Origin of the sequence: Lentilactobacillus kisonensis DSM 19906 = JCM 15041 (assembly GCF_001434135.1) — a bacterium.
Classification (GTDB): Bacteria; Bacillota; Bacilli; order Lactobacillales; family Lactobacillaceae; genus Lentilactobacillus; species Lentilactobacillus kisonensis.
The window spans coordinates 89,518-106,205 of sequence record NZ_AZEB01000003.1; the positions used below are offsets into that span (position 1 = coordinate 89,518).

Annotated in this window: 19 protein-coding genes; 9 read left to right on the forward strand and 10 right to left on the reverse strand. The window is 43.2% G+C overall.

All coding sequences use genetic code 11. From position 1 onward, the window contains the following. Positions 1-72: 72 nt before the first annotated feature. Entirely contained in the window at positions 73-1,200 is a 1,128-nt protein-coding gene (locus FC98_RS02795; RefSeq protein WP_054654506.1) for an MFS transporter, read from the reverse strand. Between the two features lie 176 nt (positions 1,201-1,376). Beyond that, positions 1,377-1,679, reverse strand: a complete 303-nt coding sequence (locus tag FC98_RS02800; RefSeq protein WP_054654567.1) for an ArsR/SmtB family transcription factor — start codon at positions 1,677-1,679, stop codon at positions 1,377-1,379. Positions 1,680-1,814: 135 nt separating this feature from the next. Here FC98_RS02800 and mazE point away from each other — a divergent pair, with 135 nt between their 5' ends. Beyond that, positions 1,815-2,027, forward strand: a complete 213-nt coding sequence (mazE, locus tag FC98_RS02805; RefSeq protein ID WP_008856640.1) for a type II toxin-antitoxin system PemI/MazE family antitoxin — start codon at positions 1,815-1,817, stop codon at positions 2,025-2,027. Positions 2,028-2,143: 116 nt separating this feature from the next. On the opposite strand, the gene FC98_RS02810 is transcribed toward mazE, so the two are convergent. The 3 genes from FC98_RS02810 to FC98_RS02820 all read right to left on the reverse strand — a co-directional run bounded on the left by FC98_RS02810 (position 2,144) and on the right by FC98_RS02820 (position 3,805). Next, entirely contained in the window at positions 2,144-2,470 is a 327-nt protein-coding gene (locus FC98_RS02810; RefSeq protein WP_054654508.1) for a hypothetical protein, read from the reverse strand. Next, on the reverse strand, positions 2,460-2,747 hold the full coding sequence (locus tag FC98_RS02815; protein WP_054654510.1) for a type II toxin-antitoxin system RelB/DinJ family antitoxin: 288 nt from the start codon (positions 2,745-2,747) through the stop codon (positions 2,460-2,462). The genes FC98_RS02810 and FC98_RS02815 overlap by 11 nt, the downstream gene beginning before the upstream one ends. A gap of 77 nt (positions 2,748-2,824) precedes the next feature. Further along, positions 2,825-3,805, reverse strand: coding sequence for a LacI family DNA-binding transcriptional regulator (locus FC98_RS02820; protein WP_008856643.1), 981 nt, complete (start codon positions 3,803-3,805; stop codon positions 2,825-2,827). A gap of 290 nt (positions 3,806-4,095) precedes the next feature. Here FC98_RS02820 and FC98_RS02825 point away from each other — a divergent pair, with 290 nt between their 5' ends. The 3 genes from FC98_RS02825 (at position 4,096) to FC98_RS14590 (ending at position 8,186) form a co-directional block, all read left to right on the forward strand. After that, positions 4,096-5,508: an SLC45 family MFS transporter gene (locus tag FC98_RS02825; RefSeq protein ID WP_056949165.1), complete on the forward strand. Its 1,413-nt coding sequence runs from the start codon at positions 4,096-4,098 to the stop codon at positions 5,506-5,508. Between the two features lie 28 nt (positions 5,509-5,536). Further along, the gene (locus FC98_RS02830) at positions 5,537-7,843 is read left to right on the forward strand and encodes a glycoside hydrolase family 31 protein (protein ID WP_008856646.1); all 2,307 of its coding nucleotides are present in this window, start codon (positions 5,537-5,539) and stop codon (positions 7,841-7,843) included. A gap of 193 nt (positions 7,844-8,036) precedes the next feature. Next, on the forward strand, positions 8,037-8,186 hold the full coding sequence (locus tag FC98_RS14590; protein WP_008856647.1) for a hypothetical protein: 150 nt from the start codon (positions 8,037-8,039) through the stop codon (positions 8,184-8,186). A 237-nt stretch (positions 8,187-8,423) separates the two neighbouring features. Here the strand turns inward: FC98_RS14590 and FC98_RS02835 are convergent, their stop codons facing one another. Both FC98_RS02835 and FC98_RS02840 read right to left on the reverse strand, forming a co-directional pair. Further along, positions 8,424-9,158 carry a sulfite exporter TauE/SafE family protein gene (locus FC98_RS02835; RefSeq protein ID WP_054654514.1) on the reverse strand — a complete coding sequence of 245 codons (735 nt, stop codon included), beginning with the start codon at positions 9,156-9,158 and terminating at the stop codon, positions 8,424-8,426. 24 nt (positions 9,159-9,182) lie between these two features. Continuing rightward, the gene (locus FC98_RS02840; RefSeq protein WP_008856649.1) at positions 9,183-9,548 is read right to left on the reverse strand and encodes a DUF1516 family protein; all 366 of its coding nucleotides are present in this window, start codon (positions 9,546-9,548) and stop codon (positions 9,183-9,185) included. A gap of 197 nt (positions 9,549-9,745) precedes the next feature. Between FC98_RS02840 and FC98_RS02845 the strand changes: the two genes are divergently transcribed. From FC98_RS02845 to FC98_RS02855, 3 genes are all read left to right on the forward strand, one after another. Next, the gene (locus tag FC98_RS02845) at positions 9,746-10,234 is read left to right on the forward strand and encodes a hypothetical protein (protein WP_008856650.1); all 489 of its coding nucleotides are present in this window, start codon (positions 9,746-9,748) and stop codon (positions 10,232-10,234) included. A 146-nt stretch (positions 10,235-10,380) separates the two neighbouring features. Next, positions 10,381-10,785: a hypothetical protein gene (locus FC98_RS02850; protein WP_008856652.1), complete on the forward strand. Its 405-nt coding sequence runs from the start codon at positions 10,381-10,383 to the stop codon at positions 10,783-10,785. 134 nt (positions 10,786-10,919) lie between these two features. Then, positions 10,920-11,960 carry an alcohol dehydrogenase catalytic domain-containing protein gene (locus FC98_RS02855; protein ID WP_054654518.1) on the forward strand — a complete coding sequence of 347 codons (1,041 nt, stop codon included), beginning with the start codon at positions 10,920-10,922 and terminating at the stop codon, positions 11,958-11,960. 97 nt (positions 11,961-12,057) lie between these two features. Here FC98_RS02855 and FC98_RS02860 read toward each other — a convergent pair whose 3' ends face one another. From FC98_RS02860 to hemH, 3 genes are read right to left on the reverse strand one after another with little or no spacing between them, the layout of a single operon-like run. Then, complete coding sequence (locus tag FC98_RS02860) at positions 12,058-12,819, reverse strand: flavodoxin family protein (protein ID WP_040471423.1); 762 nt, start codon at positions 12,817-12,819, stop codon at positions 12,058-12,060. Between the two features lie 12 nt (positions 12,820-12,831). After that, positions 12,832-14,157 carry an Nramp family divalent metal transporter gene (locus tag FC98_RS02865; protein WP_056949166.1) on the reverse strand — a complete coding sequence of 442 codons (1,326 nt, stop codon included), beginning with the start codon at positions 14,155-14,157 and terminating at the stop codon, positions 12,832-12,834. Continuing rightward, positions 14,150-15,115 carry a ferrochelatase gene (gene hemH / locus FC98_RS02870; RefSeq protein ID WP_008856657.1) on the reverse strand — a complete coding sequence of 322 codons (966 nt, stop codon included), beginning with the start codon at positions 15,113-15,115 and terminating at the stop codon, positions 14,150-14,152. The genes FC98_RS02865 and hemH overlap by 8 nt, the downstream gene beginning before the upstream one ends. A 157-nt stretch (positions 15,116-15,272) precedes the next feature. Between hemH and FC98_RS02875 the strand changes: the two genes are divergently transcribed. Then, the gene (locus tag FC98_RS02875) at positions 15,273-15,599 is read left to right on the forward strand and encodes a hypothetical protein (RefSeq protein WP_008856658.1); all 327 of its coding nucleotides are present in this window, start codon (positions 15,273-15,275) and stop codon (positions 15,597-15,599) included. A 21-nt stretch (positions 15,600-15,620) separates the two neighbouring features. Then, positions 15,621-16,466, forward strand: coding sequence for an aldo/keto reductase (locus tag FC98_RS02880; protein ID WP_054654522.1), 846 nt, complete (start codon positions 15,621-15,623; stop codon positions 16,464-16,466). Positions 16,467-16,688: the final 222 nt, after the last annotated feature.

The window sequence follows — 16,688 nt, forward strand, 5'->3', positions numbered from 1 at the left end:
ACTTAAAATGAGCGCCTTATCTAATGCAAAACAAGCAACTCGGCAAATTTGTCGGGCTGCTTGTTTTGGTCATTAGTTAAACTGCCGCTGTCGCTTGAAGATCCCAGAACCGCTATATAGCATGATTGAAATGCTAATCATCACAAACGCAAATAGTGAAATTGCCGAAAACCCGTAGAACTGGTTGAACAAGATTCCGCCGACAATCCCGGCAATGGTTTCGCCAAAGTACATCGCCGCGTTTGATAACGATGAAATTGTACTTCGGGCATCAGTTGCCGTACTCTGCAACGTGGTCATAAATAATGGGAAGATAAACCCATTCACCAAGAACGTCACTGTTAATAACACCTCTGCCAACCAGAAAATATGTACAAATGGCAAAATTAGGTACAACACAATCAACGCAACTAATTCATATAGGAACGACCTTTCAAGACCTAACCAGTCAACAATCCGGCTACCAAAGAGTGACCCAGCTAAGTTACCGCCACCAATGGCAATCATTGCCGTTCCGACTCCTGCTAACGTTAGACCAAAGCTCTTAGTGAACCAAGTAGAAATGAACGTCATCACTGTAAACGACCCTGTTTGAAAGACGAAGTACGCGAATAAGTAGCTAAGCGCCCGTTTGTTGTTAAGAACTTTGGCGTAAATCTTGAAGAACGAGAATCGTTTTCGCTGAACAACTTCTAGTTGCGGCAGGACAAAAACAATCAACGCGAGTAATGTAAACGATAACAGCGAAATCACGAAAAACGGGGCATGCCACGAAACGGCGGCCAAGTAACTCCCAATTGGAATCCCCACAAGTTGCGAAACTGACAAGCCAGCTGTTGCGTAGCCCATCACCTTCACCACATCTTTTCTTTCCACAACGACCGGAATGGACGCCCATACCTGCGGTCCAACGAAGGATGCGCTAATTCCCGCTAATAGCCGAAATAGTAACATCAATTGAAAATTAAACGCAAAGCCACACAATAATGTCGAAAGTGAAAAAGCAAGTAATCCCCATATCATCACTTTCTTACGATCCTGACCATCTGAGATCGGTCCGGCAAATAATGCGAACACCGCGTACCCAATCGCATAGGCTGAAACCATCCAGCCAGAAACAGCCGTCGAGATTCCGTATAATTGGCTTAACGTTGGTAATAACGGTGAAATCAAAAACGTATCAGTTCCAATCAAGAACATGGTTAGGAAAAAAATGAGCGAATATTTTTTCAAGTGTTTGCCTCTTTCATAACGGTTTAAATCTGTTTGCGTATTTATCTTCACGTAATTAGTTTTTAAACCATCTTTTGTTTTATAGTTTTATATTTATCAAACAATTACGCCAAAAAAATATGCTCGTCAAAGAGCACATTTTGTTATAAATTTGCCAGCAATCCCGGCAACTCCGATTCAATCTTGGCAACGTTCAACGTCACGTACTTTTCGCGGCCTTGAGTTCTAGTCGTCGTAATTCCCGCCTCTCTGAGCGTTCTCAAATGATATGACATGGTCGATTTGTCAATTTCAACGTGTTGGTTAAGTTCACCACACCCCATTTCATGACCAACGTGATAGAGCATTTGAACGATTTTGTAGCGGCCGGGATCAGATAATGCGAAGAAAATTTGCTGCTTAAACTGGGTTTCACTTACGTCTGGAGATAATTGTTTGATATTCATAAAACTATCATAGTCGTTGACTATTCGAATTGCAAGGGCAAATCCATCAGCAGCCACTTTCCTTGCTACCGATTTTAGTTTGCTGATAGGCCATTGTCCAAAGAGATAGCAAGCAATGTTGGGAGACATCAACCAATGAAAATTCAAAAACAAGGCAACACATTGATTGTTACCGTTCCTAAAAAGTTTGAAATTAAACCTGGCACTGAAGTTATTGCAATTAAAGGCAATGGCAACTCATTTTCATATATTCCAAAAACGCAAAATCCATTTACTGATTCTACCATGATCTTCGAGCGCTATGCTGAAACCTTCAATGACTCAACTACCAGACATGAAGAAATATAATGAGTCACTCTCCAGTACACCTCCTAGCTTTATCGATCGACAACTGCTTATTAAGAGCCAAATGGTTCATCCCTCAAACCGGACGAACCATTTTTGATTAATTAAATCTCTTTCTATTAAAGCTGATTGATGAAGTCTCTGAGGCCAATAACATCTTCAATGTGTAACTGTCCAAAAATAGAAACAATCTGTAGTCTGTTCATATCAATTTTAAAAGCTGTATCTACCCATGACTTTTTCCTTAGCCCAGCTTCTTGCCAGTGCTTTATTTCATAGAAAACCCGTTTTAAATAGTCTGGCTTATTATCATATTTTGAGGTTATTTTGTATGCAATCAGCGGATAACCTGGCATTTGAAAGATTAAAACCGGTCGTGATTTTCCACCTGATTTGTCGCTAAACCTAACATAGGCGTAAACAATATCTGTGTTCTCAATCTTCATCCTCATCGTCCTCAGCAAGATATTTTTCAATTTTTTGGGGATCGCTTAATACTGGTACATTGCTATTGTAGGCGGATCTTGCCAGATCAATTCTAGCTTTTTCATCGTCAGTCAATTTAAAATCAAAGGGAATTCTTCCTTCTGCAGCTACCCGACGATATAGAGCTGTCACAACAACACTAGGATTTAAACCAAGTTCTTCAAATACCGCATTAACGTTGCTATCCAGATCACGATCAATCTTAATCTGAATTCTTTTTTTAGTATCTTCAGTCATACTTTTTCCCTCCTATCTGCTTACCATTATACGACCAACAGCAGTTAATCGGGAGTGAAAAGATTTCTCACAATTAGCTACCGGTTTAATTTCACACTCCCCCGCACCACAATCCGAGTCGGCACAAACGTCTCCGTTGCCTTTCCCATCACTTTATCCACGCTGCGGACACCAATTTCATAGAAGTTCTGGGTCACACTGGTAATTGGCGGGGTGGTTACTTCACAGATGAACGTTCCGTCAATACCAATAATGGACAGTTTATCTGGAACGGCGATTTGGCTCTGCTGCGCGGCATTTAACAACCCCACCGCAACCATATCACTGGCAGCAATAATCGCCGTTACCTCTAATGGTAGAAATGCTTGTAATAATTGGCGGCCAGCCTCGTAACTGTAGTCACCTCGCTTGACCCAGTCATTCTTAGCAACTAAGCCATGATCTCGCATAGCAGTTTGATATCCAAGCACTCGCTGGCTACCGGTATGATAATCATCAATTCCGGCCAAGCCGATCTTCGTGTGGCCGTTATTAATCAAATATTCCGTTGCTTGGTATGCTAACGCCTTATTATCCGAACTAATCGACAAAATCTGATCATCACCAAAATAAAGTGAGACAAAACAAAATGGTGTCCGGGTTTCTTTCAGTAATTCCAAATCGGTCGCATCGGGTTCGACAGCTAGCAACAGGATTCCTGACACCGATCGCGCCATTACCGTTGTAATCGCTTGGTGCTGCATGTCAGTATTTCGATCACCAGCGTACAAAATAATCACCCGCTGCCCCAGTTCGGTGGCCCGCTGCTGGATTCCGCTTAAAATCATATTCGAAAAATTAGTTGGCGTTGCGTTGATGATCACCGCAATTTCGTCAGCTTTTTTCTTAACCAAATCAACAGCAGTTGTGTTCTTATGGTAGCCGAGTTCTTTAGCCACTTTTAAAATCTTTTCTTTGGTCTTCTCACTATAAGTTCCCCGTTTATTTGACAATACCCGCGAAACGGTCGCAATCGAGACCCCTGCTTGGGCCGCAATATCCTTAATGGTTGGCTTCATTCAAATCACCCGGTTTTCATATTTACTGATGGCTTCATTATACCGCTTTTTTACGGCGAATTACGTAAACGTTTCCTTTTGCGTCTAATCAGTATTGTAAACGTTTACGTAAAGTGCTACGATGATGTCGTTGAAATGATTCCACATTCAGGACAGCTACGCAAAGCAGAGATCTGCGCGTAAGCACTTCTGGAGCAAATTCCAAGTCCGGGAATTTCCTCCAGAAGAGACTTACACTTCGATCTCTAAGCGCTTTGCTTCGCTCACTTTATAAATCGGGAGATGAGATTATGAATCAATCAACAACTCATTTGGCAGGCGGCCATCCAACCGCAACGACTGTTCCTAAGAAAGCAACTCAGCCGATTTCTAACAGCTTACCAAATTTACCCATGAAAACGCTGTTCGCCATCACGTTTGGTTTCTGCGGTGTCAACATGGCCTTTTCATTACAATCCTCACAAATGAGTCGGATTTTCCAAACCATTGGTGCCGATCCAACCAAGTTAGGACTGTTCTTCATCTTACCGCCATTAGCTGGCTTAATCGTTCAGCCCCTGATTGGCAAATATTCTGATATTACCTGGACCCGCTTTGGTCGCCGGATGCCCTACTTACTGTTCGCCGCACCAATCGCTGCCATCGTCATGATTCTGTTACCAAACGCCGGCTCGTTTGGCTTTGGTTACGCCTCACTGGCTGCCTTATTATTTGGGGCAATTGCAATTTCATTAATGGACTTATCTAGTAACGTCTGCATGCAGCCATTTCGAATGATCATCGGCGACATGGTTAACGAAAGTCAAAAGGATAAGGCATGGTCCTGGCAGCAAGCCTTCAGTAACCTGGGCGGGGTGTTAGCTACCATCTTACCGTTTGTCTTAACTTACTTTGGTGTTGCCAACACTGCTAAACGAGGTGTCGTTCCGCTGTCAGTTCGTTTGGCTTTCTATATCGGGGCAGCAATTCTACTTGGCATTTCAGCCTACACAATTCACGAAGTTAAGGAATACGATCCAGAAACCTACGCCCTTTATCACCACATCGATCCTAACGCCCATAATAAATCCAAACCAATTTGGCAGTTAATTAAAGAAGCTCCCAAAGCCTTATGGGAAGTTGCCCTTGTTCAAATGTTCGCTTGGATTGGGATTCAGTACATGTGGACTTACACGACCGGAGCGATTGCCCAAAACGTCTGGCACACCACCAATGCCACTTCAGCTGGCTATCAGGCTGCTGGTAATTGGTATGGTATCTTGACATTCATCCAATCAATGGCTGCCGTCTTGTATGGATTCTTAATCTTGTCACACACAAATCCATATAAGCGAAAAAACTGGTACCGATTTGGCCTCTTTAGTTTTGCTATTGGCCTGATTTGGGTATTCTTCATTCATAGCCAGTACCTCTTAATCGTCCCATTCTGCTTGATTGGCATCGGCTTCTTTACTGTTCACGTTGAACCATTTAACATCTTTACGTCGTCACTAAACGGTTCTAATGAAGGCTCGTACATTGGCATCTTCAACGGAACCATCTGCTTACCACAAATTCTCGCTTCGGTTGCCAGCTTTATCGTGTTTCAATTGGTTGGCAAATCAATGCCTGGTATGATGTTAATAGCAGGCATTTCAATGTTAATTGCAACCATTGCGATCAGCGTCATTAAACAAGATCGTCCTCAGATTGATAAAGCATAATCATTAACTTGCAAAGGAAGGAAATAACATGACTCAACTACCACAATATAAACAAACTGGTCAAACAATCACATTTGCGTTTCCAGATCATCAATTACAACTATCCGTCATCACTTCAGCAATCATCCGTGTCTTTGAAAACCGGGGTGAAAATGGGGCTTCTTACGCCATTGAGGGTGACAAAGAACAGCCAACCGATTTCACCATTAAGGATGCTGGCGATCATTATGAATTAAGGACGGCTGATTTACTAGTGAAGATCGATGGCGATCAACACGTTGATGTTTATGACGCGGCTGGCAATCCATTGGCCGTTGATTACCGCGGCCAACGTCAATTACTTGATAAGGGTGTTGACAAGGATCATGAAGCGCTCGTTGAAGCGGAGGGCCATAGCGTTTCCGGCTCAACGACTGGATCCGACAGCGGCTACTATCAAGTTGTCAAATCATTGACTGCTGACGAACACCTTTACGGCCTAGGAGATAAGACCGGTTACCTGGATAAGCGGGGATTTGAATATGACAACTGGAACACTGATAATCCAGCCCCCCAGATGGAAAACTTTACTAAACTATACAAATCAATTCCAGTAATGTACGGCTTGAAGAACGGCCATCCCTATGGTCTCTTCTTCGATAACCCCTACAAGAGCCATTTTGATATGGGTAAGGAAAGTCCTAACTACTACTTCTACTCAGCCGTTGCCGGCAACCTTGATTATTACATTCTCGGCGGTAAAACATTAAAGGCCATCGTCAGCAATTACACCTACCTAACTGGCCGGGTCCCATTGCCTCAAAAATGGACATTGGGCTACCAGCAATCTCGCTGGGGCTACAGTGTCAGTCAAAAAAATGTTCAGGCGATCGCTGACGGCTTGAAAAAATACGATATCCCCTGCGACGCCATTCATTTGGACATTGACTATATGCGGGGTTACCGCGTCTTTACCTGGAACAATGATCAGTACGAAGGAGATCCCAAGAAGTTCGTGACTAATCTGAAAAAGCGTGGGATTAAGATCGTCACAATTATTGACCCCGGGGTTAAAAAGGATCCAGACTATAACGTTTATAATGAGGGCGTTAAGAAGGGGTACTTTGTTAAATCTCCCGATGGCACCCTTTATATCAACAAGGTCTGGCCCGGCGATTCAGCCTTTCCAGACTTTGGCCGACCAGATGTGCAGAAATGGTGGGGCCATAATGATAAATTCCTGACGGATATTGGTGTTGGCGGTGTCTGGAACGACATGAACGAGCCCGCATCGTTTGAAGGGGCCATCCCAGACGACGTTGTCTTTAGTGATCACGACAAGCCTTCAACGCATAAAAAGATGCACAACGTTTACGGTCACAACATGGCAAAGGCAACTTATGATGGCTTAAAAGAATATCAGCGCCGTCGTCCATACGTCATTACCCGGGCTGCTTATGCCGGCACTCAAAAATACTCGACCGTTTGGACTGGCGATAACCGCAGTATCTGGCCACACATTCAGATGATGATTCCACAATTATGTAATCTAGGTATGAGCGGCTTTAGCTTTGCTGGTACCGATATTGGCGGGTTTGGTTCAGATACGAATCCTGAATTATTAACCCGTTGGATTGAAGCCGCCCTCTTTAGCCCGTTGATGAGAAACCACGCCGCAATGGGCACCCGTCATCAGGAACCGTGGACCTTTGGTGAACCAACGCTTTCAATTTATCGTAAATACGTCAAGTTACGTTACCGCTTCATCCCCTATCTGTATGATTTATTTGAAAAGGGTACTAAGAGCGGCTTACCGGTTATGCGCCCACTCGTTCTCAATTACGATAACGATCCTCGGGTCCGCGACCTTAACGACGAGTTCATGGTTGGTGAGAACATCTTAGTTGCCCCAATCGTTGAAAGATCGCAAACCAAGCGTCTCGTTTACTTGCCAGCAGGTGAGTGGATCGACTTCTGGAACAACCGCCAGTACGCTGGCAACCAGGACATCGTTGTTGACGCCCCACTGGACAAACTACCAGTCTTCATCAAAAAAGATACCATCCTGCCTTGGGGCAATCCGGTTGATCATATTTCGGATACGCCTGATACTGAAATGACCTTCAAAGTCTTCGGTAACCAGGCCAGTTATGATCACTATCAAGACGATGGCACCGACTTTAAGTATCAAGACGGTGAATTCAACCACTACACAATTTCCGTTAAGAATGGTCAAGTTGCCGTCAACCTGCCACACTACGGCTTCAAACCAGCTTACGAAAAGATCACGGTGGAATTACCGGATAAGAAAGTTAGCTTAACTTTTAACGCGGTCAAGAATGACTATGAAGCATAATAGAATTTAGACGAAAGATGACCTCATCCCTTTAACGAGAATGAGGTCATCTTTGGGTAACAAAAAGATTAAGTTCCCCTATAGATAATTCATGAGGCTCTGTACAATTGTCAACGTAGGAAGTTAGTGATGGTCGGCAAATCTTAATAAGAAGGCGATGCGTATGGGATAACAACCCCTAGATCGCAGTCTAATGAAAGGACCAGCCATTTTGAGTGATCTTGGATCAGTCATTGTAACCGTTAGTGGGTTGACGACATTGATTCTAGCAGTTTCCAGTCTGCTAAATGCCATTACCAAGCTAATTGTTGCGTGGCAAAAACTCAGGAAGCATAAAAAATAAAGACCATTCCACTAACTTTGGCGAGTTTGGAATGATCTGTTAATTCTAATTAATGCTACCGTCTTTAACGGTTCTACATCAGAGTGCTGTTTCACCAGCGCTCCTTTTTAATACCTAAATTATAACATGCTTAATTAATAACAGCCACCGAGATTATGGGTTTTTGTAACTGTTATATCTGTATGAGATACTAAGATTCTTCGACATCATGCAACTTAGCATGCAATCAAAAGTCCCCTATTTAAACGCCGTAAAGGCCCCCATCACAACTAACATGATGCCCAAAATTGGCTTCACATACTTGGTGAATTTTGCCGGATCCAGTCGATTAAGTAAGATAGGGGCCAAAAACGATCCAAGAATTGCCCCGATCATGATCCAAATACCAACGCCCCAATCAACGTTCCCGGCTTGAAGATGAAAACAAATGCCAACAAAGGTCATCGTGACCAAAACCAGTGACGAGGTTGCGGCCGCTGTAACCATATCTGCACCCATCACCAGCAAACCGGCAGTAATTGGGCCACCACCACTTAGGCCCCCAACACCGACCATCAAGCCACCAATAACACCGTAAACAATTGCGGCTGCCTGGCCAGCTCGATGATTATTTTGCTTCGATTGCAGTAACAGTTGAATTCCCAGATAAGCTAAGATCCCACCAATAATGTATGAGTAGAGCTTTTCAGGAATATACGGTGATATAAGTGAGCCGATAATAACTGCCGGAACCGCGGCATAAATCATCCGTAATGCGATCTTGAAGTTGATTTTATGGAGCCGAAAGTATGAATACGACCCAATTAAAAGTGACGGAAAGGCAGTCACCAGGGAAGTTGCCGCGGCACTAGCTGGGCCTAAGCCAAAAATTGTCGTTAAAATTCCCAGGTAATAGGCAGCGCCCCCACCACCAAGGCTGATGACAATTGTCCCAATGATAAAGCCCGCTAGGATAAGCAAAACGATGTCCATTACAAAAGTCCCCCAAACTGAATTTTAATGCCAGGCAATTGGATACCAACCAGCCAAATAGAAGCCAAAGATCGTCGTTACGACAAATACGGTCGCCAAGGTCCAATAAAGCACTTTTGAACCACTGCCCCGATTCTTATGAGCAAAACTAATTTCAATTAGGGCAATTACCGCCAGCCCTAATAGTAATTTGACAATCCCACTTACCGGGGTCTTGGGAATTCGAAACCAAGCTAAAAAACCACCGGATATCAAGATGGGAATATAAAGGACCCGGGTGACCATTATAAAGATTGTGGCTAACTTATCCTTTAAAGCAAACGCGAGAATAACAGAAATAACTAATAATACCCATGAAATTAAATGCACATTAATCCAAAGCAAAAGCATGGCCTCCTTAAAATAAATTCAAAAACTATGTTGTTTATTATAGTCTTTTCTATTAAGTATCTACCGATAAAGAAACGATTTGTTAGATAAAAAGGAATAATTATTATGAGATATATTTATTTTTTGTTATAAGTATATGGATAAAATGCTATACTTGTCAGGTATCAAAAAAATTTTGAGGAGTGACCTATTTAATTATGAGTAAGAGAGTCGATTTTTCATTGTCTTTGCTATTTTTTTGGGTAAAAGGATTTGTATCCGTTGATTCACGATTTGTTAAAGTTACGGGCGCTAATACCATCTTAGGATTCATCCCTGCCGGTAAAGACCAGCAGGCAATTCCTTTGAAAAACGTTAGTTCTACGCGGATTAGTACTCAGTATAAGGTTCTACCGATAATTATCGGTGCCATTTTTGCATTTATTGGATTTGGGGAACTTGGAACATCATTTATTGCTGGCCTAATTTGGTTCGTTTTGGGGATCGCTTTAATTGGAAGTGGTATTTTAACCGTTTTGGATATCCAAAGAGCTGGTAACGATTTTTATGTATCTGTCCCATTTTTTGATAAAGCAAAATTATTGGATGCTCAAGATATGATTGAGACTGGCTTGAGTGGCGATACAGATAAAACCGATCTCAACCAATTCTTTGATAAAAAAAGCGACCTTAAAAAGCGGAGTTGATTTTTACGTTTAATTTATACTGGGCTAATGACAAATTGAATTTGTCATTAACCTTTTTTATTTCACAATCATTCCAACCACGGGTGCCTTGTGCTAAATTAGAGGTGGGTAAATGAGTCCATCATAACGCTATGAGGTGATTAACAATGAACGAAAAAGAAAAAGCCCAAAACGCCAGACGAGCCAACGTTCTGTGGGTTATGTTGACAATCATGGCTTTGGTTGTCGTTGCCGGCATTGTGGGTATCATCATGAAGAGCCACCAAACTAATCAGTATAAGGATATGATTAGGCAATCTGTGACGGCTTATAACAAAACCGCACCTTCATCCGAACAATTGTCGCCAACCAGCCGGGTTAAGGTTTATCGGGTTCGAAAATCCGGTAACCAGAAGTACTTTGTCCAGTTAAATGGTACAACCCCTAAATTTATTTATCAAAAAGAACAGGGAAAGTGGACAGCCGTTAAATCCAATAAAACTGCTAATAATGTGTTGAAATACCGAATCGTGTACACATCTAATCAGTCTGCAATCGACGGCAGTAAGTAACCATCACGAATAAACTTTCTAGTGTATATCATGATTAAACGACCAGTTAGGTTTATTAATTGATCGTTTTTTGCATTGCCACCAAGTGTTAAAATTAACTTGTTCGTTAACAAAATTCCAAAGGGGATAGAAAATTGAAATCAACCATATTTGTTAAACCTGGTAAAGTCGAAATTCAGGATATTGATAAGCCAACCATCCAAAAAGATGACGATGCTATTATTCACGTTTTACGAGCCTGTGTCTGCGGTTCTGATCTGTGGGCATATCGTGATCTAGAAGCTAAGGATCCCAACTCCGAAAACAGTGGTCATGAAGCTATCGGAATCGTTGAAAAAGTTGGTGACGCCATTACCACCATTAAACCTGGTGACTTTGTGATCGCCCCATTTACTCACGGTTGCGGCCACTGTGCCGCTTGCCGGGCCGGCTATGAAGGCAGCTGTCAAAGTCATAGCGACAATTTCAGCTCTGGTTATCAAGCCGAATACATTCGTTATCAACACGCCGAATGGTCATTAGTTAAAATTCCTGGCAAACCGGAAGATTACAGTGATGGCATGCTGAACTCATTATTATCACTAGCTGACGTGATGGCAACTGGTTACCACGCTGCCCGGGTTGCCAACGTCAAGACTGGTGATACGGTCGTCGTTGTCGGCGACGGTGCCGTTGGCCTTTGCGGGGTGATTGCTGCTCAGATGCGCAGTGCCAAGCGAATTATTGCCATGAGTCGGCATGAAGACCGTGAAAAGCTTGCAACTGAATTTGGCGCAACCGATATCATCGCTGAACGTGGTGATGAAGCCGTTGATAAGGTGATGGCATTGACCAATGGTGCTGGTGCAGACGCTGTACTTGAGTGTGTCGGTAGTGAATTATCAACCAATACTGCCATGCGAGTTGCTCGCCCAGGCGCCATTGTTGGCCGAGTTGGCTTGCCGCATACCCCAAAGACCGATTTAACCGGTCCATTTTACAGCAACTTAGTGGTTGCCGGCGGCCCTGCCTCCGTGACAACCTACGATAAATCAGTCCTCTTAAAAGCCGTCTTAGATGGTGATATTCATCCTGGCAAAGTCTTTACGAAGCGCTTTACCCTCGATGATATTGATACTGCTTATCAGGCAATGGCTAAACGAGAAGCCATTAAATCGTTGGTTGTCGTTGGTTAAATTTAATTAGCACAAAAAGGAAGTCCCAGAAATGCCTGTATTGGCGTATCCGGAACTTCCTTTTTTACATATTTCGAGAATTGCTTCTTTTCACTCATTATCTGCGGCGATGCTTAACCACCGTGAAGAAATGCAGGATACAGCCCAATAGAACATAGAAGATTACGACAAACGACGCATAGCGTAACCAGAATCCCTGACTAGGAACTAATTTAAAGCCAAACTGAATGCCCATCGTAATTAATGCCATAAATGCAATCATAAAGAATAATTCAATATATCGTTTCAATGTACTGTCATCCCTTTTCTTTACAGAGTTTAGCCGCTGTCCCCACTTAAGGCAGGTTTGCTTTTTACTTTCTGGTAATTCCTTTAGGCCCCAAGTATTAGTGAGAACCAGTTCGTGAACCTTAATCACCCCGGCAGCACTCATTACCTTGTCAATCGTTCGAAAACTTTGATCGGTAACCCCGGTAACCCAGTTTTCGAACGCGCCTGTGTAACAGTCGGTGATGCTCAAGTAGTGTTTATCCTTAAATCGATCTGGGTGCGTGCCGCCCGTATGATCGAATCGGACTAACCGCTGGCGCATACAATCAAAAAAATCCTTCATCTTACCAGCAAGGCCACCCCAGTATGTTGGCGCTGCCAGTACCCAAACATCACTTTCGAGCATCTTTTGTTCTAACTCGTCTAATACCGGGTCCTTTTTGTCCCCCTGATCAGGCTTAAACGGATAATCTTCAAGATAGACGACCTCTGTTTCATTTGCCTTTTGAACCCCCGCCATAACGGCTTCCAGCATTTTATCTGTCGCCCCGTCGTTTCGGTGCGACCCTAAAATTCCAAGCACTTTCAAACAACTACCCCCTTAAAAGATTGCAATAATGAACTGAATATTAAGCACCGTGATCACACAAGTTAAGAGATACCCAATTACGGTTACCGATAACCGATTGGTATGAACGCCCATTAAGTCATGATTGTTAGTAAGCGCAACCATTGGAAACAACGTGAACGGTAACGCAATCGACAACGCAATCTGTGCAAACACAATCATTTTTTCAAACGTATCGTCACTAAAGCCAACAATGAAGCCAATAATCAGAATTGGAATCAAGGTCACAAACCGCGTTAGTAACCGTCGTTCCCAAAGCGGCAGTCGGATATGCAGGTACCCCTCCATCACAATTTGCCCCGCCAGCGTGCTGGTAATCGAAGAAATCATCCCGGTAATCAGCAACGCAAACGCAAACAACGTACTCATCAGCGGGCTGGCTAAGCTACCGACGATCGCAGAATTCTGCAACCCATGGTAAACGTCTTGGAAAGCTGAGAAATTAGCGTTTTTATTAAAAAACAGCGTACCACCAAGGATTAACAATAACGCGTTGATCAAGAAAGCGGCAACCAGATGCACGTTCGAATCCCATTTGCCAAACCGCAACGCTTCGTTTACCTGCTTGGGGTCGTGATAATCATAACGACGGCTCTGAGCTAACGATGAATGTAAGTAAACGTTGTGGGGCATGATCGTGGCACCGACGATTCCTAAGCTCATAATTAACTTATCATGATTGGTCAAGATCCTAGGTGTGGGGACTAACCCCTTGAGAATGCCGCCAATATTTGGCTGAACGCGAAATACTTCAATTCCAAAAATAACGCCCACCACTAATATTGAAAATAGCACAATAAATTCAATCCGGCGAATGCCAAAATGTAAAAATAGCAAGACCAATAACACATCAAAGATTGTCAAAAAAATGCCAAATATTAGCGGCAATCCAAAGAGAAGTTTTAACGCAATTGACGTACCGACAACGCCGGTCATATCGGTCGCCATCATTGCAATTTCATTGATGAACCAGAGAACGTAACGCCCCCAACGCGGAATCTTTTCAGCAATTGCCTGAGCTAGATCCAACCTCGACACAACTCCTAGTTTAATTGCCAACGTTTGCATAAACATCGCGACAAGAATCGATATTAACAGCACCGACAACAATTCATAACGATACTTACTACCGCCGGAAAGTGACGTCAGCCAGTTACCAGGATCCATGTAACCGACCGCAACCAACGCCCCGGGACCACTATAAGCAAGAAACTTTTGCAGAAAGGATGATTCATAAACGCTGGGCACCTTTACGCTACGATTAATTTCGTCTAAGCTCTTATTCTGTTGCTCATTCATTGGCGTTCCCTCTATACGCAGCTAATTTTTTCTGACTCAACTCGGCGATGAACTGGCAAAAATCATCACTGGCATTCATCGGTGGCACGGCATCGAACACCTTGCCACCACTGGACCTAAATGTCTGATAGTTCTGGACGTCATTCTCCTCAATTGTCTCCAAACAGTCCTCAACAAATGATGGCGTTACGATTAAGACGTTCCGTTTACCCATTGCCGCAATCTCCATCAATGTGTTCTTGAGATATGGCTTCAGCCACGGCATTGGCCCAAACTTGGATTGAAAAACCGTGAAGACTTTTTCCTTTGGCACCTGCTGAATATACTTGAGGACCCCCGCCGTTGTTGCCTGACACTCTTTCTCATAAGGATCACCCTTATTAATCATCGACATGGGAATTCCGTGGTAGCTAAAAATAACCGCGTCGTAGTTTTTCCTAACGTAGCTTTCATCAACTTGGGCAGCTAAAATCTGCTGATATCGCGGTTGATCGTAGAAGTTTTTGATTATGTAAGCTGGGATTCCGGTTGCTTTGACCTTTTCGATAATCGTGTCATGGGTACTTTGCGTGTAGTTAGGAAACAGTGGCAAAACAATGATCTGGGCATCACCATTTTGATGCATCAGCTTCATTTTTTCGGTAATGGTTGGTCCGCCATAGTTCATCGCAAACTGAATATCCCAATCACTCAGGATACTTTGAACCTTCCGCTGCATCATCTCGGTGTAGACGGTTAGTGGCGAGCCAGCTTGGGTCCACATATGACGGTAATAGGTCGCCGACCGCCACGTCCGCATCGGCAGAATCATCCCGCGCAAAAGCGGCTGCCAGAACCATTTAGGCAAAGTCACAACGTTTTGATCGCTTAAAAATTCTTTCAAATACGTTTTAACATCTTTAGTACTCGGTGATTTGGGTGAGCCTAAGTTCACGAGTAATAGGCCATTTTTTGACATACCAATCCCCCCTTATCTCCTGATTATATCGCTTTCATCAATTCAAACAAACTACCGAAATCGCAAAAATTAAAATCCGCTTAAACAATTTGTTTCCAAGAATGAAATCAGTTCCATTATTGAGTACAATAGGGATGAGGAAGGACGTGATTAAGCCTTGAACAATGCCAAGGAATACCTGGATTTCTTTAATCAAGAATATAAGGAGCCCGGTAAGCACAGCAATTACAGCACGAATAGCAACTTCCGCTTTGACACTAGAGCTGATGCCCTCGAAATTAAAAATATGTTACTTGAAAAAAGCCCAAGTGCCAAAAATTATCTTTTGAGCGTTGAATATATTAACCCTAACCGCTCAATGCAGGTTGGGTGGTACATCACGATTAGAAAGCTCGACAATTCGTCCCTAGATTCGGCGAAAGGTCCTGAGAAAAATCAACCTACTAACCCTCAAAAGCCCACTGACAAGAATTCCAAAAAATAAGTTAATTGGAGGTCATCATACATGGCAAAAACAATTCCTGAAATGACGATGAACGACGGTTTTAAAATCCCTGAAATTGAATTAGGCACTTATCAAATCAGAGGTGGTGCCGGTCTGCAACAAGTTTTAGCCGCAATCCACGATGGTTATCGTGGTTTAGACACGGCAACTAATTATGATAATGAGGGAATGGTTGGTGAAGCGATTCGCCGCTCTGGAATTCCCCGTTCCCATTTCTTTGTTACTTCCAAGTTACCTGGCAAATATCATCAGTACCATGAAGCAACCAAAGCGATTCAAGAAAGTTTGTATCGCTTAGGATTAGACTACTTTGATTTATACTTAATTCACTGGCCATTGCCAAAACGTGATCACTACGTTGAAGCCTTTCAGGCAATGATTGATGCTAAGGAACGGGGCTTAATCCGCTCGATTGGCGTTTCTAATTTTGAACCAGAACACTTGGATCGACTTATCAACGAAACCGGGGTTACCCCAGCAGTTAATCAAATTGAGGTGCACCCTTATTGGAATAATGAACGAATGTTAGCAGCCGACCAAGCTCGGGGTATCGTTTCTGAAGCCTGGAGTCCCCTTGGCCGTGGTAGTTCAGCCTTGAAGGAACCAGTTATTCAAGATCTCGCCAAGAAATACAATAAAAACGCTGGTCAAATTATTTTGAGATGGCATACCCAGCGTGATGTGATCCCAATTCCCCGTTCCAGCAACTTAAGTCATCAGCGGGCTAATAAGGATATCTTTGACTTTGAATTAACCAATGATGAAATCCAGGCAATCAACGGTTTAAGCAAACCAGACGGCCGTGTAGACGGTCAGGATCCAAATGAGTATGAAGAGTTTGAATAGTGAGTTAAGTACAAGTGGAGGACAGCTGCACAAAGCAGAAACCTCCGCATAAGCACCTCAGTCAAGAATTCCAAAACCGGGAATTCTTGACCGAGGAGACTTATGCTCCGGTTTCTAACCGCTTTGCTCCGCTCACTTTTATTAGGACAGCTGCACAAAGCAGGGATCTGCGCGTAAGCACCTGTACCAAAAATCCCAGAACCAGGGATTTCTGATACAGGA